This window comes from Dyella choica, assembly GCF_003977665.1.
GTDB lineage: Bacteria > Pseudomonadota > Gammaproteobacteria > Xanthomonadales > Rhodanobacteraceae > Dyella_B > Dyella_B choica.
The window spans coordinates 60,521-83,140 of record NZ_RYYV01000015.1 but is presented as its reverse complement, the minus strand read 5'-3'; the positions used below and the strand labels follow the sequence as shown (position 1 = coordinate 83,140).

Below are 22,620 nucleotides of genomic sequence, written 5' to 3'. Positions count from 1 at the left end.
CTGCGATCTTGGATCGTGCAAACCCATGCGCCTATCCCCCACGTGGGGGACAAAAAGGCGAGCTGATCGGCGCTATGTATCAGCCATGTGACAGGCAGCTCGTAGGCTGGGCTGATAATCCCAGCATCGTGTGGCTTGTATGCATGGCAATGCTGGGTTTACCAACCCAGCCTACGCGTTTTTGTTACAACGCTGCACTGTTGCAGAAAGCTTCGTTCACGTCATCAGGCGCGCAAAACTCTGCTGCAGGCGATGGCCGGCTGGAAGGCTGTCGAGCAGGCGTTGCGCTTTCGCATTGAACAATTGTTCGTGGCCGGATGCGCACGTGTCATCGCCTTGCAGGCGATGCAGTCGCGCGGCGGTGCGGTGAACTCGCCAGTCGGCCATCGGCGCGCCCATGACCTCGGTCAGTTGCAGGGCATCGTTGATCAGGCGGGCGGCTTGTTCGAGATCCCCTTCGGCGATGGCGACGCGGCAGCGGATTTCGCGCGCCATCGCACGCCATGTAACCTCGACGGTGCGGTTGGACCGCTCGATCATGCGATCGGCATGCAAGCGCGCCGGTTCAAGTTCACCCGACTGCAACAGCGCATCGGCCAGCGACCACTCCAGCAAGAACAGCCAGTACCAGTCGGTAAGCACCGGCTGCACCAGTATGTCGCGCTCCAGCTCGCGCAGGATTTCGATCCCTTGCGCGCGGTTTCCGAGCCCCGCCTCTGCCGCTCCGGCAAGCAGCCGGCAATGGCGGATTTCATTGGGAAGCACCAAAGTGTAGAGCTCGGCCGGAGGCTGACTAGTCCGTTCCTGGTAGAAGCCGAGCTTGCTGCAGATGTCGCGCGCGGCCAGGTAGTCCCCGGCCATCAGGTACAGGAATCCGCGCAGCGTTTCCAGGGTACAGACGCTGTAGCGATTGGCGTTGCCCACGAAGAGGGCCTCGCTGGCGTCGAACTCCTTCAGCGCCCGTCCCCACTCGCCCAGCAGCGTGTACACCCATGGCCTGCCCAGGTGCGCCATCCAGATCGCGCGAAAGATGTTGAACTCGGGGCGGTCCGCGGCATGCTTGACCAGGATGTCCAGATTCGCGTCTACGCTTTCCAGGCATTCGCGATAGCGGCCGGAGATCAGGCAGATCATGCCGTATTCGACCAGTCCCCACGCCGTGATCTGACGGTCGGGGCCATTCCTCAGGGGAATCAGGTTTTCGTCGCAGATCCTGGCCAGTTCCGGATCCCATCCGCCGATCCAGATTCGCCATATGGCGCTGCTCAGCCGGATCCGCGCCTTCAGTTGCGGCTCGGTTTGCGCGTGGCTCAGACGGGCGGCACGTTCCAAGTGCTCGACGCTCGCTGCGGCGTCGCGCCAACTGAGGACAAAGCCCAGGCCCAGTTCCGCGCGTGCCTGGATATCGTGAAATCGGCATCGTTCGGACATCTCGGCCAGCTCGGCAAAGATCTGGCCGGCGCGCGGATCATGATTGGCCGCGTAGATGGAGGCGCGATCTTCCAGCAACATCGCTTCGGCCGGTTCGCGCTCACCATCGGGCAGGTGGCGTGCAATCTTGTCGGCCTGGTCGAGTATCGCCAGTGCATCCTGATGCGCAAAGCGCCGCTTGGCGGTTTGCAGGGCGAGCCTCAGGTAGGACAAGCCTTTGGACCACTCGCGAGCATGGGAAAATTGCTCGGCCAGTTCGAACGCGGCGTTGCCGCGCCGATCGCCGGGGTAGGACTTCTCCAGCTCCTTGCCGATCAACGCGTGGCTTTGCGCCAGCCGTAGCGGTCCCTGGCGGCTCAGCAGCGCCTCCCTCAGCAGGGCATGGTTGAATCGATAGCGACGGACCGTGCGGCCGTCCTCCAGCGTCTCCAGGTCGTGGCGATGAATAAACCATCTGGCCCGGCACAGCGCCTCGCATATTTCCTCGAAGCGGCGTGCGTTGAGGCCGGCGGCGGTGGCTGGCACCACGGAATTGAACAGTTCTCCCACCGCACTGGCTGCTTCCAGCACGCGCTGCGTTTCCGCGTCGAGGCCGGAGATCTTCGTTTCCACGACATGGCCGATCGTCTGCGGTATCTCAAAGCGGATCTGCGACAGCGGCACATCGTTGATCAAGCGCCCCTGATGCTGGGAGACCAGTTGGGCGCCTTGCAAATGATCGAGAATAGTGCCCAGGAACAGTGGATTGCCGCTCGAACGGTGCAAAAGAAGCTGCGTAAACGAACGGCCTTCGGCCGAGTCTTCAGCCCTCACATACTCGGCAATATCCTGTTGATCCAATCCGTCCAGGTGAATGGTGTCGCACCACTTGTGCAGCAGCAGTTCGTTGACGAGCTGCTTGAGCGCGGGTCCGCGCGTAGCGAGCTCATCCGAGCGATAGGTGGCAAGCAGCAGCAACTTGATCGACGACTTGCGCCGGGCGAAAGCCGAAATGAGGTCCAGCGTGGAAAAATCGGCCCAATGCAGGTCCTCCAGCAGCAGCACGACGGTTTCGTCCTCGGCGAGCAGCTCGAGCAACTCGCAGAATTCGCCGAGCATGCGGCCGCTGGAGGAAGCGTGCGTGATTTTCTGCAACAGCACTCGATGTTCGCGCGACAGGACCCCGGCCAGTTGGGCGGCCCACGAAGGCGCGACGGCAACCAGGGCATCCTGCACCTTGTTGCCGCTGGCACCCTTCATCAGCCGGGAAAGCGCTTCGATGATCGGGTAGAACGGCTCGGTGCCGCCGAAGCCCTCGATGCAACGGCCGTATGACAGCAAGACATGCTGGCTGGACAGGTCCTCGCAGAACGTCTCGACCAGCACCGTTTTGCCGATGCCGGCGTCGCCGTGCACGAACACGATCCTGGGCTGTCCGTTGCGCACGCGATTGAGCGCTTCGCCCAAGGCGTTTAACTGCGCCGTCCTGCCGATCAAGGATGGCGCGGCGGAGGACGAGAGGCGATTGTCCGTCTTCTGGGGCGTGCTGACCTCTGCAATGAAGCGATAGCCACGGCCTCGATGAGTTTCCACATACCGCGGACGCTGTGCGCGGTCACCGAGTGCGTGACGTATGGCGAGCACGTACCCTTTCAGCACTTCCGGCTGAACCGCCACATCGGGCCAGAGCGCTTCGAGCATCTCCTCATGCGAGATCAGGCGGCCCGGATGCTCGACAAGATAACGCAGGACGTCGAAAGCCTTCGCCGTGATGGTTACCGGGGCCAGCTCGCCCTGGTCGGAAATCCGCCACAGGCAATGATTGACCGGATCGAGCCGGAAGGGCTTGAATTCCTTCATTCGAGCACCGCTGGCATCAGCGCCGCGACTTCAGATGAGCCCCAGTTCGGTCGCCCTGGACACGGCTTCGGCGCGATTCTTGGAAGCCAGCTTGATGAAGATGTGCTTGGCATGCGACTTCACCGTTTCGGGCGTGATTTGCAGTTCGCGGGCGATCGACTTGTTGGAAAGTCCCAGGCTCATCAGGCGCAGGATGATCGTCTCGCGCGTGCTCAGCGATTCCACCAGGCGATGGCTGGTCCTGAATTTCTTACGTGTCGAGGAGTGTAGCAAGGGGGCGGCGAGCAGGCGCCCTACATACGGTCCCAGGTGGCCCAGATGCCTGGCGCCGGAGGATCGCCAAAGCTGCTTGAGCGGTGCTTCGATCAGTGGCATGTCGTCGATGAAGCTGCGAAACAGCCCCGCGTTCGCGCCCTGGTGCAGGGCGGCCAGCAATTCGACGTGGGCTTGCGTTGTTTGACCCAGCGTATGCAGCGCACTGGACAACAGTATCGTCAGCCTGACGACCAGGGCAGGGTGGTTGTGGTGCAGGGCCAGGCTACGCAGTTCATCGAGCGACTTGACGGTGCTGGTGGCGGGGCCGTTCGCCATTTGCAGGCGAAGCTCGGCCATTTGCGACGGCCATTTATCCAAGCCTTTGGGGCGGATCTTCGTATCCAGGCTGCCGCAGAAGTTTTGCAGCTGCTGGAAGGTGGCTTCGGCGAGATCCAAGCGCGATTCATGGAGGTGCAACGCCACCTCATCTGCCTTGCAGCGGAGCACCAGGCGAGGCCAGCATCGTTGCACCCCAGTTTCCTCACCACGCTGCAACAACAGCAGCGCAATATTTTGATTGCCTTTGGCCACTGCGATCCTGGCCGACAGGATATACGCGATGAGCGCGCTCTCGATCGCACCGGCTTCCTCGATGGCGCTCAGGCGGCCTCGCAGCAAGGCATCCGCTTCGTCGACGGCCCCGGCTTCGTAGTGCAACTGAGCCAGCACGCAGGTGGGAAGCAACGAAGCATAGGTTTCGGCCTGCATCGGCGTGTTGCACAGAGCCAATGCATCCCGCGCCAGACGTTCGGCTAGCTTGAAGCGCAGCTGTTCCGCTTCCGCCGCGGCCTCGACCGACAGCTCGGCGATCGCTATCAGCAAGGACATGGCATTGCCGCGTGGCGCCTTGCCTCGCGACAATTCGTAGAACGGGCGAAAATCGCGCGTGCGCCAGAAGGCGAACTTCATCACCGTGGCGAGGGCCGACCGATAGCGTGCTCCAGTGCCCCGCGCCAGCACCGACTGCGCACGCAGCAGAGCCTCCTCCGCGTTGTCCTCCCACAGACTGCCTATCGCCAGCAAGGTTTCGACTTCATCGCAAGGGAAATCCCGGCTGAAACGCTCGCGATCGCGAAAAGCATGGCGCAACATCGCCATGGCCGCCAGGACATCGGTGCCTTTGAGGGTAGCCACGGCGTGCCAGGCCGAATCCAGCAGTACCCTGAGTGCACCGTCCGGATCATCCAGGTCATGCCAATGCCTTGGCCATCCCAGTTCAGCGGGGTGGGTAGCGAGGGGGGGGACGGGCAGCAAATTCATGATCCCGCACCCCGGACATGGTGAACGGCGCAGCAGCAGGCCGTGCTTGCTCCAGTTGTTCCCGCAGTCGGGAGGGCTGCCGATAGGTGCCCGATGCCGAACGTACTCATCACGCCATTCACCCAGCAAACCGTTGGTCTCCTCAACGTGTGATTCGTCCTTTCGGTAAGGACATTAGGCGGGATCGCGTGTTCTGTCGTGAAATCCGGGTGGAGACTTGGTCTTGTTTCGGTTTTTTTTGACGAAAGGGCCGCAAACGCGGTGGGAGGTAACGCAAGCGCGGTGGTCGCTGACGCCGCTGCGGTCCGCGGGCTGAGGTACCGCGCTAAGCTTGTGATTCCATGAAGCCACGGCGTATCGCGATCATCACGGCATGCGTGCGGTCCTCGGCACCCAGTTTTCCCATGATGCTTTTCATGCGGGCTTTTACCGTGTCTTCCGAAACGCACAGGCGGTCGGCGATGTCGCGATTGCTGCGGCCTTTGGCGACCAGCTTCAGGACACCGACTTCCCGTTCGGTCAGGCCTTCCTGCCCGGTATGGCTGGCGATCTCCTGGGCGACTTCAGGCGCTACCGTGTGCCGCCCGGACAGCGCGCCACGCACCGCCTTGATGATTTCGTCACGCCGGGCCGTCTTGAGCAGATAAGAAGTTGCTCCAAGCGTAAAGGCGCGCACCACTCGCGCATCGCCGGGATACGTGGTGAGCACGATGATGGTGGCATCGGGGAACTCGCTGCGAATGGTTGTGATCGCCTGCAAGCCGTCCACATCGGGCATCTGCAGATCGATCAGCATGATGTCGGGCAGCAGCCGCTGGAATTGCTCGATCGCCTCCCGGCCATCGGCTGCCTCGCCAGCCACCTCCATGTCAGGTTCCTGCTCGATGACGGCCCTGAGGCCATCCCGCATGACCGGGTGGTCGTCCACGACGAGTATGCCGAACTTTTCCTTCTTCCCGGTCAAGCGGTTCACCCGATCATGCCAGCTGAAAACAGCAGAGTGGAAGCCGCCGGAGCGCTTCCATTGGGCGGGGACTATGCGCCCGGGCAAGGGGGAACTTCAATGCTCGAAAGAGTAATTTGCTTGTTGGCCCTGGGTGCCATGGGGATATCGCTGCGGATGCGGCTGGATGGATGTCGATCTTGTCAGGTGAATTGCACATTCATGCGCAAAATCATGCAAGAAAAGCACGCCTTCAGCTCGTAACGTAGCCTTCACCCCATTACGAGCGGGAGTCATGGCTATGAGTAGCGGCGCGACGTCCGGCTTGGCGCGAACGACCGGGCAGGTATACCTGAGCCACGCGGTCGCCTTTGCCTATATCTCGCATTTGGCCTCGGCCATAGAGGGCGATCCGGCCCGGGTCGAAGAATGGTACCGATGTGCGTGCATTCGCGAACTCGGTGGCCAGACCGCCCAGGAACTGGTCATGCAGGGCGAGGCGGATCGGGTGGTCGATTTTCTGTATGCGATACGGTGCGGTGAACGCGATTGAAGAAGGGGTTTTGTCCATGCATAACTCGGAATCGTTCAAGCATATGGGCGCGCGTCTGGAAGAATTACACGCGGCGCGCGAGCAAGCTGCCTTTGCGGCGTTTTCCATGTTGGAAGAGCGATGGAATGAATTCTCCGACATGCTGATCATCGGCTTGGGTGACAGGACGCGTGCCGTGTGGTGGATGTGCACGCGGCAGCGCAGCCTGGAGGGAAAGAATGCCTATCAGGTGATTGCCGATGGCGAACAGGACCGGCTTTGGGACGTGGTGGAAGATTTATGCGGAACGCAGGAATGTTGATCGGCATGTCCGAGATGAGGCCGGCTTCCAACGCTCGCCGTCGCATTTGTCCAAGATCGATCGGGCGGCGAATGCCATAGTCGCCGTGACCGTGATCCTACTGGAAAGCCCCGTCATCGTTCTGAAGGCCGCGCGATCGAAGGCAGACTGATTCGACATTCATTCCGAGGAATGCCCTATGCACACCCCTTTTTTCGTTCCGCTTGCGCCGCGTGGTTTTTCCAGCATTTCGCCGCCGCCACCCTGGCATTATGCTGGCGACTTCCTCGTCATCGACTTCTGGGCGCGTCCGCAGGCCGTCGCTGCCGTGCTGCCTGCGCAACTGCAAGCGGATGCCAAAGCCGAAGGTCATGCCCAGGCGTACTTCATCGATTGGCAATTCACCGGTGGCCATGACGAGTTGCTGGATCCGGCGCGATACCAGTACCGCGAGTTCTTCATCCTGGTCGACGCGCAATTCAACGGCAAGCCCGTCGCCTTTTGTCCCTACATCTTTGTCGACAACGACGCGGCGATTGCGCGCGGCTGGGCGCAGGGATTCCCCAAGCGGCAGGGCTCGATTTTCCAGACCCGCACCTTTGCCGCCCGTGGGCCTGCTTGCGCCCCTCTGATTGCTGGAAGCCGCTTTGGCGCAAGCGCATCGGCAGCCGGGCAGCGGATTGCCAGAGGCATCGTGACGCTGGAGCAAGCCTTGACCGATTCCGCCGCCTTGGGCTCGCGTCCCACCATCAACCTGCGCCACTTTCCGAGGCTGGCAGCGGGGCAGTGGGACAAGCCTGCCGTGCATGAACTGGTGGAGTCCGTGATGGACAACTTTACCGTGGCCGATGCATGGATGGGCAAGGGTGAGTTGACGCTGCCGGTGTGCGAGCACGAGGAGATTTCGGACCTCGCACCGATCCGCTGCGGTAATGGCTATCGCATGTCGGTGTCCTATTCGGTGACCGATCTGAAAACGCTGGTCGATCATTCCGCCAGGTAGCTCAAGACCGTTTCGGTTTGCCGAAGGCGTTGCAAGGCTTGCAATGCCCTCCCCTGCGAGCAGGGGAGGGCCTACTTTCAACGCTGGAATTGCATACCCGTGGCCAGCGCGCCGGCGTTCCACGAGCCCCAGCCGGAGGCCCGGTTGAATTGCCCCGGGGTGACCGAATACGCCCCGTTGCTGCCGCCCGTCAGCAGGTTGTAGCAAGTAAGACAGTCGCCGCTGGTGTGGTTTACCTGGCCGGCACCGATGTCATAAAAGGTCTGCTGCCAAAAATAGGGCGGAATGCCGCTCTGCAACAGCCTTGCATAGGTGCCTGCCAGCAGCGGCGCGGCCAGGCTGGTGCCACCGTAGACCGCCCATGTCGTTTGATAGGTGCCGCTGCTGTTGTAGCCGCCGGTGACGATCCACAAACCCGAATTCGGATCGCCATCCATGACGAAGTCCGGTGTGCTGCGCCTGCTGCCTGCAATATTCGCGACCCCGTCCTGGTAATAAGGACGCGGTTCCGTGGCGGCCGGCCCGCTCTCGCTCCACGGCCACAGTGTTTCGTGATCGTAGGTGGAATAGGAGTCGGCGGTGTTGTAAAGCGTGGAGGCGCCCACCGATACCACATAGGGCGAACTGCCCGGGAAACCGGTCGCGCTCTGGTTGTTGGAGCATCCAGGGTAACCGCCACGGTCCTGGGTAATCGCAAACACAGTGATGCCCTTGGCCACCGCGGCCCAGAGTTCCTGATCCCAGCTGTTGCGCAGATCCTGGCCGATATCCGAATCGCAGGTGGCCGCATACGAGAGGGAAATGGTTGACCGATTGTCGTTGATGGCGGCGGTTACGGCGGCCAGCTCGTCATCCAGATTCGTTGACGGTGCCGAGTAGAACGCAATTTTTTGCAGCCCACCGGACATGGTGGCGACGGCATCGACGTCGAGCACGGCTTCCGTCTGCGCCTCATAGTCTCCCGGCGTATAGCCGGTGGGATAGCTCACATCCAGCGGAATGAAGCCGTAGCCATAATTGCTGGCCCAGGTCTGATACAGGTAATTGGTGTTGCGTTGATCGCCTACGCCGATCACGGCAACCACCTGGGCGTTGGCGGGCGCCAGCTGACTGGCGCCATACAGCGCGGGAAAGTCGGTCGGGGCGTGCACGCATTCCCGGCAAGCCACTACTCCCGTAGTCGACTGCGTGCCGGGAGCACCCTTGCCTTTCCAGGTGACATTGCCTTGGGTCGTGGCAGCAACCTTTGCTCCCGATACGCCTCGCTCCTGGAATGAGCGCAGTCCATGCACCGCACCGATCACGTCGCTCAATGCCGCCGGAATGCTCACCGGGTCCGCATTGGCGACGCCGGCCTGCTTGTCGCGACGAAGACTGTACAGCTGCGTTTTGAAGGCCGACTGCACGTTGGCCGCCGTGCCCCATGCGGTCACGATCATGTTGTCTTTCGACAGATAGATCTGGTTGAAGCCGTTGGCATGCAGAAAGTTGTAGACGCGCATGGCATCGACGTGGCTCGGCAGATAACGGGCGGCCAAATCGTTGTCCGTAAGCGGGCTTCTTGCGCGTGTCCGCACTTGTTCGGCAATCTGCTTCAGCTCGCTCTGGTTGTGCATTTTCAACACGACGTTTACCCGAACCGGGGCATTGGCGCTCATCAACGTCGCCTGGTCTGAAGCTTGAATGGCAACGCTCTTGGCAAGCGGGACACTTGAGTTGATCGGTGTTGTATCGCCTGCCGGCTGAGTCTGGGTGGCAAACGCCGTTGTCATTGCTGTGGCGCTTGCCAGTACCGAAAAGCCCATCGCAAGTCCCCGCGACAGAACTATCGTTCGCATCATGGTTTTACCCTCCCGACTTTGGATGATATGCAGCGTGAATGCCAGCCAAGGTGCTGGCGTCATCCAGTGTGGGTGCGATGGTGGCGAGGGTCTTGATGAAAATTCTGCGGGAGAAGGAACGATATTGGCACAAACGTGCAGGATTGCACCCCGACCTACCGCACAAGAAACCCGTAGGCCAGCGGGTCGCGCTCATCGATCAGCCACTGGGCAAAACCGCAGACATGCGCATCGCCTTCGATTTCCGCGATCACCGCGTCGAATCGGTCGAGCCGGGTTTCCGCCAGCACGCGACCGCGGAAGGTCGTGCCGATGATGGATTCATTGACCAGCGTCTGGTGCCGTTGCATTTTTCCGCGCAGGAACAGTTGCGCCACGCGGCCGGCCGTGCCCGAACCGGTCGGAGAGCGATCCACCTCGCGATCGGCGAACACGCAGCAATTGGCCTGGCTTGAGCCGGCATGGCGCGCTGCGTTGTCGATGATCGTTCCGTAGATGTGGTTGATTTCGGGAATGTGCGGATGAACGACCTCGTACGCCGCATTGGCGGCCCGCTTCACCTCGTCGCCGAATCGGGTCAGCCGTTCGACTTCCGCCTCGTGAATGGACAGCCCGAACGGTTGGCCCGATGCATAAAAATAGAACGCGCCGCCAAAGGCGATGTCGCCACGCACTTCACCGAAGCTTGGCGTCTGCACCACCGCATCGCGCAGCCATATAAAGGAGGGCACATTGACGAAGCGCACCTGGCCGGCGTGCTCTCCATCCCACTGTACGAACGCCTCGATGAATCCGCACGGCGCATCGATGCCGACAGGCGTTTCCGGCACGATGCGTTCTACCCAGCCCAATTGGACTGCTGCCGTGGCCAGCGCGATGACGCCGTGGCCGCAATGATCGCTGTAGCCTTCGTTGTGCATGAAGATGACGCCGAAGTCCGCGCGCTCGCTCACCGGCTCGGTCAGGTAGCCGCCGTACATTTGCGCATGGCCGCGCGGTTCCAGCATCAATGCACGGCGCAGGTGGTCGGCATGTGCCTTCATCCATGCCCGGCGTTCCACGAGGGTTCGGCCCCGGGGCCTGGGCCAGCCTCCCGTAACGATGCGGAAGGGTTCGCCGGCGGCGTGCATCTCCACCGTACTGACGAAACGACCCGGTTTCATCCAGTCCCCCTTGTCCGGTTTCGATAGGTTGAAATCTAGAGCACTCTTGGATCAATATTCAACCAATAATATGATAAATACGGCATTTTGGTTGAAATAACGACCATTGGAGGAAGGCATGGCCAAGGCACAAGCGGTCCTCGAAGACTCGTTTTGCCCCAAGCAGATCTATGAGCAGGTCGCCGAACGCATCCACGCCGACATTCGCAGCGGCCGGCTCGTTGCGGATGAGCGCCTGCCGTCGGAGCGTGAACTGTCCACGCGTTTTCGCGTCGGCCGTCCGGCCGTGCGTGAGGCTATTGTTGCGCTGCAGAACCGGGGGCTGGTCACCACACGCCGCAATGCCGGTACCTATGTGAGCAGCGATGCGATGCAACGGCTGTCGCTTGCCACGCCAACCAGTGCAACCGGGATGGATGCCGATATCAGCCCGGCCTCCACCTTGGACCTGCGCCGGATCCTGGAGCCCGCCATCGCCAGGCGCGCTGCGCAGCGTGCCAAGCCGGACGCACTGGCCGAGTACTATCTTGCGCAGATGGAGTCGATCACCGATATCGCCGATCCCGAACAGTGCGCGCGCTGGAACCATAGCGACCGCCTGTTCCATCGCCAGCTTGCGGTGATGACGGGTGATCCGCTGCTGGTAAAGGTTGCCGACGTGGTCGCCACGACCATGGACCAGCCATTATGGAAGCGCTTGAAGGATGAGGGCATCCACGAAGCCAAACGCGTACAGCTGTATGCGTCCGAACATCGCCTGATTTACGAGGCGGTCGTTTGTGGTGATGCGGATGCGGCCGCGATGTATGTCGAGCAGCATGTCAAGCGGGTGGGCAGGGACGTGGTGCCGCGGTGATGAGCTTGCGGATGCTCTGAATCATTGGTCGCCCCGGCGTAAGCCGGGACGACGATTCGGCGCGCCGGTTTGGACCGCCATCTAGGAAAATGTCATCGGCCCCCGCCGAACCGGTAGTCCGCCTGCAGCATGACCTGTCTCCCATAAATGTTGTAGTTGTAGTTGTTGAAGTAGGGGAATGTGCGGCTCTTGCGATAGCCGGGATCATTCGGCGGCATCTTGTTGAACACGTTGTTGATCATCAACGACAGATCCAGGTTCTTGACCGGGGTAAAGCCCACGCTCCAGTTGTAGAGCATCCATGGCGGCAGATGTCCCGCACCCGGATAGGTGGGGCCGTAGGTAAACGCAACGTAATTGGGCGTTGGGCTGTAACGGTGCCAGTACAGCGAGCTGCGCAACGTGTCATGCCAAGACCAGCTCAGGGATCCGCTTGCCGCGTCCTTGAATTCCGTACTCCACAGCGGGTTGGTGAGCTGATTGATCGGAGTCGTGCCTGGATATTCCTGGAACTGATGCTTGAGCATGTCGTTGTAATCCAGCTGCACGGCGAAGGTGCCCAGGCGGCTGGGGTCGAAGACGTACTTGGCTTCTGCCGTCACCGAATCGGTGATCTCGTTGGCGATATTGACGTAATACAGGTTGAGGTTGGTGGCCTGGTCGGTATACGGGCTGCGGGTGATCTGCGCATAAGCGTTCTGGCAGATGGCAGAATCCGATGGCAACTGGCCCAGCCGGCATTGGGCTTCCTGCCGCATCAGCATGTCCGAGCTTTGCAGCTGGATTTCATTGTTGATGGCGATATGCAGAAAATCGGCGCTCAGGCTCAGGTTGCGAAGCGGTGCCCACACCGTCCCCAAGGTCCAGCTGGCCGAATTGGTGGGTTGCAGTTTCTTGTTGGGCAGCACATTGAGTTTCACACCGTCGGTGTAATTGGCCGTGCAGTTCTGGTTGCCGCCTTGCGTCGCGCACAGGTAGTAGTCCGTGACGTTGCTGTACTGCCCGGAAGGGCCGAGGAAGATCGACGACATGTCGGGCGCGATGAAGCCGGTGGCGTAATTGCCGCGAACCAGCAACGTATCGAACGGGCGGTATTCGATGCCGATCTTGTACGTGAACTTGGTGTTGGGCGACCCGTTCTTGATGGTGTAGCGATCGGTGCGTCCGGAAAGATCGAGGGTGAGCTGGGAAAGCACCGGCAGGTTCAGCTGGAATGCGGAGGCGTAGTGATCGCGCTGTCCGCCGCCGGATACGCCGGTATTGCCCCATAGCAGCCCGTTGGCCACCAGCGGATTCACCGGGTTGTACCAAGCCTGGTTGCCGCCTTCCACCAGCCACGCGAAGCCGGCATCGCCGCCTGGGAGATGAAACAGGCTGTCGTTGCTGACGGTGCCGCGAAGGTTGTTGATCCACGTGTTGTACAGCGCGTTGACGTTGATCGTGAAGCTGGCGTATTGCGCCGGCGTGATAGGCGAGAAGAACGCGGCGTAATTGGGGTGGTACATGTTGTAGCCGGTGTTGGGGTCGATACCAGCCACCGGACCGAGCAGGGATTCGAAAAAGCCGTCCATCGCCGCCGCCGGATGCAGCGGGCTGAGATCGGTGGTGCGCTCGCCGGAGCGCAGGAAATACACATCCCAGTTCCAGCCCGAATCGCCAAACCTGCCGTTGGCGCCGAGGTCGGCCTGGTACATCAGGTCGTCCTGGCGCAACAGGCCGTTGTAGTTGTTGTTGCCCACTTCTTCCGGCGCAAAGAAGCGTTCGGGGAACAGGACATGGTGCGTGGTGGCATCCTCGATCATGCCGCCGGGAAGGTCGTTGGGGCCCCACCAGTTATAGGCAATGCCCGCGGTGAATTTCTGCTGCTGCCAACTTGCCAGCACGTCCCCATACAGGCGGACGTAGTCGTTGAGGTTGTAGCGCAACTTGAGCATGCTGCTGTAGCTGCGGGCCTGGTTGATGAACGTGCCGTAGCTGAAGGTCTTGCGCGAGCCGCAATAGCTGCCGCTGAGCGGAGGGCGATACACCGGGGTGGTCGTCTGCGCGAACAGGTTGCTCAGCGCACCACATCCATTGGGTGGGGGAACAAAGCCTTGCAATGGCCCGCCCACGCCCGTGCCGTAATCCCACATGGCCGCGACGATAATCGGACGCGGCGCCGCCGTGGTCAGGTCGCGCTGGTAATACCAGGCGGGTGATTGATTGAAGAACTCGAAGGTGCCCAGCACGTCCAGCTTGCCGAACTGATGCCCGAACGAAACGGACAGGCGCTGATTGGCGCCGCCGCCCAGGCTGTAACGGCCGGTGCGCACGCTTGCCTCGGCACCGTCCATATGCTGCTTGGTGACGATGTTGACCACGCCGGAGATCGCCTGCGAGCCGTAGATCGACGAGCCGCCGCCGGGCAGGATGTCGATGTGATCGACGATGCTCATCGGGATATTGCCGATATTGGTGAAATCGCCGACGCCGCCGTAAAGCTGGCCGAATTGCGTGATTGGCTTGCCGTCCAGCAAGGTCAAGGTGTATTCCGGATTCAGGCCGTAGAAACTGAAGGTCTGCGAGCCCTGGTTGAATCCGGGCGTCTGTGAGCCCGGCACGGTACCAGTGGCGAACACCGAATTTTGCAGAACTTCCGCAACGCTGTTGAAGCCGCGCGCCTTCATGTCCTGAGCGGTAATCGTATAGGTGGGCGTGGCTGTCTGGATCTGCGCGTTGTTGATCAGCGATCCACTGACGATCACCGTGTCCAGGCTCTTGGTCTGGTTTTTGATCGGTGGCTGCCCGTTGTCTTGCGAGGCGGCACTGTCCTGGGATTGCGTAGCCGTCTGGGCTTGCAGGCTGGTCGCCAGCGTAAGCGACAGCGCGACCAGGATCGCCGCGGCGATCGGATGCTTCGACATGTTGTTCTCCCCTTGGCTTTCTTATTCGCCAACGCAGCTGACGCAATGGGTTGGCGCGTCTAATGAAGGTTTGCGCGGCGACGCACATCCGTGTACGTCGACGCGACAAATCATCATTGATCGAGCGTGGAAGACGGGTCTTGATCAAAAATTTCGACGAGCAATGCGCAATTTTGCACAATGCAATGCGCATGCGAAAAAGGCTTGCGTTGCTGCATGCTGAACTGATTGTCTGACGCGCAAAACGGCGCTAATGGGTCTGGATCTCTCGGGTGACCCAGATCCCGTTACGGCAATGTATGCGCGTCGGGCGGAGCGTAGGCTGGGATGGCAATCGTAGGCTGGGTTGCAAAACCCAGCATTGCCATGCAGCAGCACGCGCGATGCTGGGATTATCATCCCAGCCACGCACTGCAACTCGGGGAGGGGGCTAAGCCACCATCACCTGAGGAGATTCACTTTCGCCAGATCCACCAGCTGATTGCCGCGCCCGTCGAGTACCGCCTTGATCATGAACAGGCCGAATTTGTAGGCCTCGTCGAACGAGGTCTTGGGCGGCATGGCTAGTTCCTGCCTTGCGCTGACCACATCGACCAGTACCGGCCCCGTGTGCGAAAACGCTTCGATCAGAGCCGGTCGCAGAGCATCCGGGCGCTCTACCCGAATACCCTTCACCCCTACCGCGCTGGCCATTTGCGCAAAGTTGGGGTTGATCAGGTCGCAGCCGGAATCGAGGAAACCATTCGCCTTCATCTCCATCTCGACGAAACCGAGCGTGCCGTTGTTCAACAGGATGATCTTTACCGGCAGATCCAACTGCGTCAGCGATAGAAACTCGCCCATCATCATGGCAAAGCCACCGTCGCCTGACATCGAGATCACCTGGCGATCGGGGCACGCTACCTGGGCGCCGATGGCATGCAGCATCGCATTCGCCATCGAGCCGTGATTGAACGAGCCGACGATCCGGCGCTTGCCGTTGACCTTCAGATAGCGTGCTGTCCACAAGATCGGCGTGCCCACATCACAGGTGAAAATGGCATCTTCCGCGGCGAGTTCGCTGACCAGCTTGGTCACGTACTGGGGATGGATGAGGTCGCTTCCTCGTCGGGGGTCGGCAAGTTCGTCGAGTCCTTCGCGTGCCTTTTGGTAGTGGGCAAGCGCGGCATCGAGATGGCTGGAATCCGTTTTTTCAGCCACCGACGGCAACAATATCTGCAGCGTTTCGCGTACATCGCCGATCAAGCCCAGGTCGAGCGGGCAACGATTGCCGAGCGCCTCGGGGCGGACATCGATCTGCGCGATCTTGGCATGCTTGGGAAAGAACTGGCGATAAGGGAAATCCGTGCCAAGCAGCAGCAAGGTATCGCAGTCCTTCATCGCAGCATAGCCGGATGAAAAACCTACCAGGCCGGTCATGCCGACGTCATAGGGATTGTTGTATTCCAGGTACTCCTTGCCGCGCAGCGTATGCACGATCGGAGCCTTCAGGCGGCGGGCCAGTTCCACCACCTCATCATGCGCACCAGCGCAGCCGGCGCCGCAGAAGATCGTGACCCGAGTGGCGTCCTTGAGCAGATGGGTCAACCGCTGGAGGTCCTTCAGCGACGGATGCAGGATGGGTTTGTTCGGTGTGACCCAGCGGGGCACCTCGGCGACGGCTTCCTTCAGCGATACATCGCCTGGAATGACCACCACCGCAACGCCACGCCTCGCCACGGCCGCACGCATGGCGCGGCCAAGCACGTGCGGCAGCTGGCTCGGGTTGGCGACGAGTTCCACGTAATGACTGCATTCCTTGAACAGGTTTTCCGGGTGCGTTGCCTGAAAGTAATCGATGCCAATTTCGCTGCTTGGAATATGCGATGCGATCGCCAGCACCGGTACGCCGCTGCGGTGGCAGTCGAACAGGCCGTTGATGAGGTGCAGATTGCCCGGGCCGCAACTGCCGGCGCAGACGGCAAGCTCACCGGTCAGATGCGCGTCGGCCCCGGCGGCAAACGCCGCTGCTTCCTCGTGGCGCATGTGCAGCCACTCGATCGAGCTGCGGCGAAAGGCATCGGTGAGGCCGTTCAGCGAGTCGCCGACGACGCCGTAGACATGCTTGACGCCCGCCAGTTCAAGGACCTTGGCGACGTATTCGGCGGAGGATAGGGCCATGATCGTGATCTCCCGGCGTGCAAGGGGAAGGACCGACGGGCAGGCACAAGTGCGCCTGCGCTGGTCTGGAAACTTAGCGCCAGGAAGGTCTTGCGGCTTGTACGCATCTGACGCGCGATGGACGAAATCCATTTCCCGGCGCCAGCCACGATTGCGTCACCTTCAAATCATCGTTGGCGGTGGTCCGGCGGTTTCCAGCCCATCAATTTCTCCGCACTCCATTGCGCTGCGCTGAGCCGGTCGACAAAGAAGTCGGCCAGGGCGCTGACCTTCGCGGGCCGTGTACGGGCCGTAGGCGTGACAAAATACAACCCGCCTTCGGGCAAGCACCAATCCGTCAAAATCGGTTCGAGCTGCTGGTCCAGGAAGTACTGCGTCGCGACGAACTCGGGCAGCTCGGTGATCGCAAGTCCGGCGAGGACCGTGGGCAGCAGTGCTTCTATGCTCGTCCCGCGCAACACTCCGGTGGGCGTGACGGCGCATTCTTCGCCGCTTTGCCGGGAAAAACGCCAGACTTCGCGTCGGCTCCGGTTGACGTAGCTGAGGCACTGGTGCGCGCCAAGATCGTGCGGGTGCTGCGGACGGCCATAGCGGGACAGATAGCCGGGGGATGCCACCACGAACCGGCGCACCGGTGCGATCAGGCGTGCGACGAGCGACGAATCCTCCATCACGGCAATGCGCAGCGCGGCGTCGAAGCCATCGCCAATCAGATCGGCATGGGCGTCCGTGAGATGAAGATCGACGGAAATTTCCGGATAGGCGCGGAAGAACTCCGGCAACAGCGGGGCGACCCAGCGAGCACCGAAAGACAGTGGCGCAGCGAGCTTGACCAAGCCGCGCGGGCGGCTTGAGGTCTCGCGCGCGAAATCCTCCGTCTCCTGCGCCTCGGCGTAGATCTTCGCCGCGCGCTCGGCGAGCGTGTGGCCATAGTCCGTGAGCGCAAGCCGGCGCGAAGTGCGGTTGAACAGCCGGCCACCCAGCCGTTCCTCCAGACGGCTAACGGCCCGCGACACGGTGGCGATCGAAACGCCCATGGCCGTTGCCGCCGCCGCGAACGAGCCTTCTTCGGCGACCTTCGCGAACATCGCGAGCCCTTCGAAATCCGGTAGTTTAGACATCGACAATTCTGCAATGATAGTTTTCAGTCATTTCTATTTCGAAAAATAGCACGCCGCTCTAGATTTGTCCCGCCACCCCACAAGGGGACTCACCTGAGGACATACGCTATGAGCAACCAAACTTACGCGGGCGCCGCGGCCGTTTCCTCGGCCGCTCCCGATCTCATCACCACGATCGTTCCAGCCCTGGGGCGCGTGATGATCAGTGCCATCTTCATCCTTGCCGGACTTTCCAAGCTTGCGGCACCGGCGATGACCATCGCCTACATCCAGTCGGTCGGACTGCCCTTGCCGCAGGTTGCCTTCGGCATCTCGGTCCTGATCGAAGTCGTGGGCGGAATCACTCTGCTGCTTGGCTATCGCACACGTCTCGTCGCCAGCGTCCTGTTCGTGTTCGCGCTGGTGACGGCGGCGTTCTTTCACCACAACTTCGCCGACCAGAACCAGTTCATCCATTTCTTCAAGAACGTCGCCATGGCCGGTGGCTTGCTGCACGTGGTCGCTTTCGGTGGCGGTCGCCTGAGTCTTGACGGACGGCGCTCCTGAACCGACGGCTGGAGCGGCCTGAGGCCGCTCCAGCACACCGACCATCACGTCAACAGCAAAAGGAATAGGACCATGCTCGAAGTACTTGCCTTCGCCACGCCCAACAGCCTCAAGGTTCCGATCGCGCTGGAGGAAATGGGGCTCGACTACCGGCTCGTACCGGTCAACCTGCGCCAGGGCGAACAGAAAACCGAGGCTTTCAGGGCCATCAATCCCAACGCGAAGGTCCCGGTACTGATCGACCGCTTCGAACTCGGAGACATCGATGTGGTGCTTAGCGAATCCGCCGCGATCCTGGTCTACCTTGCCGAAAAGAGCGGACAGCTTCTTCCGGCCGATCCCGTTCATCGCAGCAAGGTCTTCGAGCAGCTGTTCTTCCACGCGTCCGGCCTGAGTCCGGCCTTCGGGCAAGCTTTTGTAGTCGCGATGCAGTCGTCGCCCCAGCCCGAGGCCAAAACGCGCGCGCTAGCCGAAGTCGACCGCGTATTGGGCGTGCTCGATCATCGCCTTGAACATCACCCCTACGTGGCGGGCGACACGTACAGCATTGCAGACATCGCCCATTTCGGATGGGTTTGGCGCCATCAGGCGATCGGCGCGACCCTCGATAAATTCCCCTTCGTCACGCGCTGGCATGCCGAGCTCTCGGCGCGGCCAGCCGTTGTTGCCGCCATCGCAAAGACCATGGCGCTCGCCCAGTAAGGCGGCGCGCAGCATTGGTTTGATCTGTATCCACCAGACTTAAGGAGACGTGTCGTGAGCGACCGCACCCATGAACTGCTTTATCGCAACCTGCAGGAAGTGTTCGGCGAAGGCGACGCTACCCGTCGTCGCCGCGCCATCGAGGAACTCTATACCGAAGACTGTGCGCTTTACGTGCCGCCGGGCGTATTTGTCGGGCACGACGCGCTCGACAAATTTGCCGGAGATCTTCGCGCGACGCACCCGCATTTCGCCTATACACCGCACGGCGAAGCCCAGGCCCTGCACAACGCCGGTCGCCTGGCCTGGGGCTCCGGCCCGCGCGGCGAAGAACCCGAATATACCGGCGTGGACGTGATCATCGTGCGCGATGGGAAGATTGCGGCGCTGTATGTTTTCCTCGATGGCGCGCCTGCATAAATGAAGTCATGACGTAGGCTGGGATGACAATCCCAGCATCGCAAGTGTTGCTTGCATGGCGAGGCTGGGTTTTGCAACCCAGCCTACGCAGCGTTGAGAAATCAATGAGGATTGCTGTAACCGCCGGACAGTCTGCGCTGAAGCCAGCGCCGCTTGATCGACGATGGGATGGCATAGGCCGCATGCCTGGACAGGCTCAGCTCAACCGTCGTGCCCCGTGAATCCGCGCCGCGGATGCTCAGCCGGCCGCCGAGTTTCGCCGCGCGTTCGCGCATGCCTGCCACCCCCCAATGCCCATCCGACTGTTGCTGCTGGATCTTTTGCTCGGTGATGCCGATGCCGTTGTCCGTGACGTTAGCGATAAAGGCGCGGGGCGTGTAGTAGACGGACACGAGTACCCATTCGGCCTTGGCATGCTTGAACGCATTGATCACGCTTTCGCGGACGATGGCGATGGTCTCTTCGCAAACCTCGGGGCGTAGCGGGAGTGACTCGCCCTCGACGCGTACGGAGTAGTGCGTGCTTGAACGGATAGTCGCATCGTTGCCTATCGCCTCCAGCTTGGCCATGAGGTTGGCGTGACCGGATTGCGCCTGCCGAAGCGAGCTGATCGCGTCGCGCCCTTCGATCAGCACGCCACGCATTTTCTCTTCGATCCGGGTCACCCGCTGTCGTTGCGCATCCGACAGTTCGCGGCTGTTGGAAAGCATCTCCACTTGCAGCAGCATGCCTTGCATGCCTTGTAGCAGCGTGTCGTGCAGATCGCGTGCTATGCGTTCACGCTCGGCAAGGCGCTCTTCCATCAGCAACTGGTAACGCCGCTCGATGAAACGCAGGCGCAGCATGTACAGCAGCGAAAGGGCAAGGGCCACCACACAGGCCATCAGCCCCTTGAACCAGGAGGTTTGGTAGAAAGCCGGTGTAATGGTGAAATTCAATTTCGCCGCTTGCCGGCTCGGAACGCCGTCTTCGTTGAGGGCGACGACTTCGAAGTGATAGCTGCCAGGCTGCATGTTGGCGTAGAAGACTTCGCGCCGGCCGCCGTCATCCTGCCAATCGCCATCCACTTCCTTGAGCCGGTAGCGGAAATGGGCCCGCTCCGGCATGGACATGACGGGCGCCGTATAAGCAATGTGGACACCGTGCATGGTCGGCGGCAGCGGCGGCACGGAGGCTGCGGGCCAAGTGGATTTGGCCGCGGTCAGGCTGTTGATGGCAACGTCCGGCGCGATCGTGTTGCGCCGGATATGCGCCGGGTCGACCCAGGAAAGATTCTGCTTGGTCGCCACCCAGATGCGGCCATCGCTGCTTTGGGCCATGCTCGGGCCGGGGCGGATGGGAAGGGGAACGCCCCTGATGCCATCCGCTTGGCTGAAAAGCTCGTAAGCGGGCGTGTAACCCGATTGCCGGAACCATTTTGCAAGCTCGCCGGCGCTCACGCGGTAAACGCCATCAGGCCCGTTGAGCCAAAGCTCCCCCGTGCGAGTCTCGACCACGCCCGACATGTCTCGAAAACTGTTGCCGCCTTTGCCTACGAGGCTTATGAACGTGCCTGAAGGGGACAGATAGGCAACGCCAATATCACCGGTGGCCCAGACGTGCGTGCCGCGCACATCGAGGGCAAGCACGTTGCCGACGTTCAAGCCGTCGGTGATGCTGTAGAGCTTGACGCTGTCCTGCTCGACCAGCGCAATGCGGCTACCCGGATATGTCAGCCAGATGCGGCCGGATGCATCGCCAAGGACGCGAATGGCCGGGCCTTCCGGTAGGGCCTTGAGGCCGCCGTTGAGGGTCCAGGTTCCCCGTGACCTGCGGAACACTCCCACCTTGGCGATGGATACCCACAGGTCGCCGGCACCGTCTTGCGCGATTCCCTGGCACGCCTGCAGGACCTGTTCGCCATGCTCGTCAGCCAGCGTGCCGGGTGGGGGCGCAACATGGGTGACATGAGAGCCATCGTAGCTTTCAAGATCGTTCCTGCCCGGCATCCAGACTGTGCCTTGGCGGTCCACGGTCGAACAATCCGCGCCCAGCCCAAAGTCGGCGACGCGGACAGGATCCTCGTCGCCCTTGAGATACAAAGCGTATTCGCGAAGGCTTCCGACCCATACGCCACCCTTGGCATCGGCAGCGACGGTGAGATTGGTCATGCTGTTCGGAAAACGCACCGGCGTGAATTTGCCGACGGTGAAGCGGTCGACTCCCGTTTCCGTCGCGGCCCAGACATTCGACTCGCGATCCATGAAATAAAGCAGCACGAACTGGCCGCTCAGGCCGTCGCGCTGAACGAAATGCTCTTCGGAGGAGGGCGAGGCGCTTGCACCGCCCCAGCGCAGGCGCGTAATGCCCTCCTGGCCCTCGCGCGTAAACCACAGCGTACCGGACGGATCGCGCAGGCCCGCCCAATAGGGGTTATGGCTCTTGCTCCAGGTGGCGTCAGGTGGAAGCCCGAGCAGATCGTGCTTGGCCCGCCCATAATCGGTCGAGTGGAACTGATGGTTGTGCTGATCGAGTACGTAAGCGCTATCGCTGTCGAACAGATAGATGTCGCCGTGGATACTGCCGAACCATTGCGGATGATGGCCGGGATAGCCCTGGGAAGGGCCAAGCGTTTCCCAACGGTCGCCCCGTTGCATGGCAACGCCGTGGGTAGTGGCAAGCCAGAGCGTTTTGTCCGCGGTTCGCACGAAGCCTATGACGCTGCCGCCGGGGAGGTCCGAAACGGGAATGTTCGATGGCGTCCCCTCATGCAGCACACTGGCGCCACCGAAGGTATAGCCGATCCACAGATCGCCATTGGGCTCCGCGTAAAGGGAAAAAATGTTCGTGCTGGGCAGCAGGCTGGTCACGCTTTTGTCAAAGCGCACCCCATCGAAGCGGTACAAGCCGTTTGGCGTGGCAAACCACAAAAAGCCGTCCGGCGTCTGGGCGATGGCCGTGCTGCTGGACGGAGCGCCATCCCGCGAGAGATAGGCGCGGTGCTGCAGCTGATCCAGTTGCAAGCGAAAAGGCGTCTGCGAGGACAGGGGGGCGACCGTATGCGGCGGCTCAGCCGGCATGGCCACTGGCGCAAAGCAAAGGCCGGCCATGAGCAGGCAGACCAGCGACCAACGCAGCTGCTGGCGGACCCGTCGTCTGGCTGATACGAGGGCTGCAATGCCGGCGGCATGCATGCCCATGAAGCAAGACCGAGCAACGCGCGAGCCCATATTAAGCATCACCCCCATTGGCGCTCGCAAGCTTCGCTTTACTCGCATAAAAGCCGAAAAGTAGCCGGAACACTG

General features: G+C 61.3%; 16 protein-coding genes. 7 read left to right on the top strand and 9 right to left on the bottom strand.

Annotated features, from left to right (window positions below):
* Positions 1-216: 216 nt before the first annotated feature.
* The 3 genes from EKH80_RS17520 to EKH80_RS17510 all read right to left on the bottom strand — a co-directional run bounded on the left by EKH80_RS17520 (position 217) and on the right by EKH80_RS17510 (position 5,782).
* Positions 217-3,270, bottom strand: coding sequence for an ATP-binding protein (locus EKH80_RS17520; RefSeq protein ID WP_126686080.1), 3,054 nt, complete (start codon positions 3,268-3,270; stop codon positions 217-219).
* A gap of 30 nt (positions 3,271-3,300) precedes the next feature.
* Positions 3,301-4,845 carry a LuxR C-terminal-related transcriptional regulator gene (locus EKH80_RS17515; RefSeq protein WP_126686079.1) on the bottom strand — a complete coding sequence of 515 codons (1,545 nt, stop codon included), beginning with the start codon at positions 4,843-4,845 and terminating at the stop codon, positions 3,301-3,303.
* A 325-nt stretch (positions 4,846-5,170) separates the two neighbouring features.
* Entirely contained in the window at positions 5,171-5,782 is a 612-nt protein-coding gene (locus EKH80_RS17510; RefSeq protein ID WP_230473785.1) for a response regulator transcription factor, read from the bottom strand.
* A gap of 301 nt (positions 5,783-6,083) precedes the next feature.
* Between EKH80_RS17510 and EKH80_RS17505 the strand changes: the two genes are divergently transcribed.
* From EKH80_RS17505 to EKH80_RS17495, 3 genes are all read left to right on the top strand, one after another.
* Entirely contained in the window at positions 6,084-6,341 is a 258-nt protein-coding gene (locus tag EKH80_RS17505) for an antitoxin Xre/MbcA/ParS toxin-binding domain-containing protein (protein ID WP_126686078.1), read from the top strand.
* Positions 6,328-6,642, top strand: coding sequence for a hypothetical protein (locus EKH80_RS17500; RefSeq protein WP_126686077.1), 315 nt, complete (start codon positions 6,328-6,330; stop codon positions 6,640-6,642). The genes EKH80_RS17505 and EKH80_RS17500 overlap by 14 nt, the downstream gene beginning before the upstream one ends.
* A gap of 178 nt (positions 6,643-6,820) precedes the next feature.
* Positions 6,821-7,624, top strand: coding sequence for an acetoacetate decarboxylase family protein (locus tag EKH80_RS17495; protein ID WP_126686076.1), 804 nt, complete (start codon positions 6,821-6,823; stop codon positions 7,622-7,624).
* Between the two features lie 77 nt (positions 7,625-7,701).
* Here EKH80_RS17495 and EKH80_RS17490 read toward each other — a convergent pair whose 3' ends face one another.
* Positions 7,702-9,282 (bottom strand): S53 family peptidase, encoded by a 1,581-nt coding sequence (locus EKH80_RS17490; RefSeq protein ID WP_158628872.1) that lies wholly within the window; start codon positions 9,280-9,282, stop codon positions 7,702-7,704.
* 338 nt (positions 9,283-9,620) lie between these two features.
* The gene (gene lhpH / locus EKH80_RS17485) at positions 9,621-10,628 is read right to left on the bottom strand and encodes a trans-3-hydroxy-L-proline dehydratase (RefSeq protein ID WP_126686074.1); all 1,008 of its coding nucleotides are present in this window, start codon (positions 10,626-10,628) and stop codon (positions 9,621-9,623) included.
* A 118-nt stretch (positions 10,629-10,746) separates the two neighbouring features.
* Between lhpH and EKH80_RS17480 the strand changes: the two genes are divergently transcribed.
* Positions 10,747-11,484 carry a FadR/GntR family transcriptional regulator gene (locus tag EKH80_RS17480; protein WP_126686073.1) on the top strand — a complete coding sequence of 246 codons (738 nt, stop codon included), beginning with the start codon at positions 10,747-10,749 and terminating at the stop codon, positions 11,482-11,484.
* Between the two features lie 92 nt (positions 11,485-11,576).
* Here the strand turns inward: EKH80_RS17480 and EKH80_RS17475 are convergent, their stop codons facing one another.
* The 3 genes from EKH80_RS17475 to EKH80_RS17465 form a co-directional block, all read right to left on the bottom strand.
* The gene (locus EKH80_RS17475) at positions 11,577-14,387 is read right to left on the bottom strand and encodes a TonB-dependent receptor plug domain-containing protein (protein WP_126686072.1); all 2,811 of its coding nucleotides are present in this window, start codon (positions 14,385-14,387) and stop codon (positions 11,577-11,579) included.
* Positions 14,388-14,828: 441 nt separating this feature from the next.
* Positions 14,829-16,547, bottom strand: a complete 1,719-nt coding sequence (gene poxB / locus EKH80_RS17470; protein ID WP_126686071.1) for a ubiquinone-dependent pyruvate dehydrogenase — start codon at positions 16,545-16,547, stop codon at positions 14,829-14,831.
* 167 nt (positions 16,548-16,714) lie between these two features.
* Positions 16,715-17,668 (bottom strand): LysR family transcriptional regulator, encoded by a 954-nt coding sequence (locus EKH80_RS17465; protein WP_126686070.1) that lies wholly within the window; start codon positions 17,666-17,668, stop codon positions 16,715-16,717.
* Positions 17,669-17,776: 108 nt separating this feature from the next.
* On the opposite strand from EKH80_RS17465, the gene EKH80_RS17460 reads away from it, so the two are divergent.
* The 3 genes from EKH80_RS17460 (at position 17,777) to EKH80_RS17450 (ending at position 19,336) form a co-directional block, all read left to right on the top strand.
* A complete protein-coding gene (locus tag EKH80_RS17460; RefSeq protein ID WP_126686069.1) occupies positions 17,777-18,214 on the top strand; it encodes a DoxX family protein in 438 nt (145 codons plus the stop codon).
* Positions 18,215-18,286: 72 nt separating this feature from the next.
* On the top strand, positions 18,287-18,916 hold the full coding sequence (locus tag EKH80_RS17455; RefSeq protein WP_126686068.1) for a glutathione S-transferase family protein: 630 nt from the start codon (positions 18,287-18,289) through the stop codon (positions 18,914-18,916).
* Between the two features lie 54 nt (positions 18,917-18,970).
* On the top strand, positions 18,971-19,336 hold the full coding sequence (locus tag EKH80_RS17450; protein WP_126686067.1) for a nuclear transport factor 2 family protein: 366 nt from the start codon (positions 18,971-18,973) through the stop codon (positions 19,334-19,336).
* A 101-nt stretch (positions 19,337-19,437) separates the two neighbouring features.
* Here EKH80_RS17450 and EKH80_RS17445 read toward each other — a convergent pair whose 3' ends face one another.
* On the bottom strand, positions 19,438-22,425 hold the full coding sequence (locus EKH80_RS17445; protein ID WP_158628871.1) for a sensor histidine kinase: 2,988 nt from the start codon (positions 22,423-22,425) through the stop codon (positions 19,438-19,440).
* Positions 22,426-22,620 lie beyond the last annotated feature (195 nt).

Coding starts and splice junctions, on each gene's coding strand:
- EKH80_RS17465 (WP_126686070.1), bottom strand. CDS start 17,668: ATGTCTAAACTACCGGATTTCGAAGGGCTCGCGATGTTCGCGAAGGTC.
- EKH80_RS17475 (WP_126686072.1), bottom strand. CDS start 14,387: ATGTCGAAGCATCCGATCGCCGCGGCGATCCTGGTCGCGCTGTCGCTT.
- EKH80_RS17480 (WP_126686073.1), top strand. CDS start 10,747: ATGGCCAAGGCACAAGCGGTCCTCGAAGACTCGTTTTGCCCCAAGCAG.
- EKH80_RS17460 (WP_126686069.1), top strand. CDS start 17,777: ATGAGCAACCAAACTTACGCGGGCGCCGCGGCCGTTTCCTCGGCCGCT.
- poxB (WP_126686071.1), bottom strand. CDS start 16,547: ATGGCCCTATCCTCCGCCGAATACGTCGCCAAGGTCCTTGAACTGGCG.
- EKH80_RS17445 (WP_158628871.1), bottom strand. CDS start 22,425: ATGGCCGGCCTTTGCTTTGCGCCAGTGGCCATGCCGGCTGAGCCGCCG.
- EKH80_RS17455 (WP_126686068.1), top strand. CDS start 18,287: ATGCTCGAAGTACTTGCCTTCGCCACGCCCAACAGCCTCAAGGTTCCG.
- lhpH (WP_126686074.1), bottom strand. CDS start 10,628: ATGAAACCGGGTCGTTTCGTCAGTACGGTGGAGATGCACGCCGCCGGC.
- EKH80_RS17515 (WP_126686079.1), bottom strand. CDS start 4,845: ATGAATTTGCTGCCCGTCCCCCCCCTCGCTACCCACCCCGCTGAACTG.
- EKH80_RS17495 (WP_126686076.1), top strand. CDS start 6,821: ATGCACACCCCTTTTTTCGTTCCGCTTGCGCCGCGTGGTTTTTCCAGC.
- EKH80_RS17520 (WP_126686080.1), bottom strand. CDS start 3,270: ATGAAGGAATTCAAGCCCTTCCGGCTCGATCCGGTCAATCATTGCCTG.
- EKH80_RS17490 (WP_158628872.1), bottom strand. CDS start 9,282: ATGAGCGCCAATGCCCCGGTTCGGGTAAACGTCGTGTTGAAAATGCAC.
- EKH80_RS17505 (WP_126686078.1), top strand. CDS start 6,084: ATGGCTATGAGTAGCGGCGCGACGTCCGGCTTGGCGCGAACGACCGGG.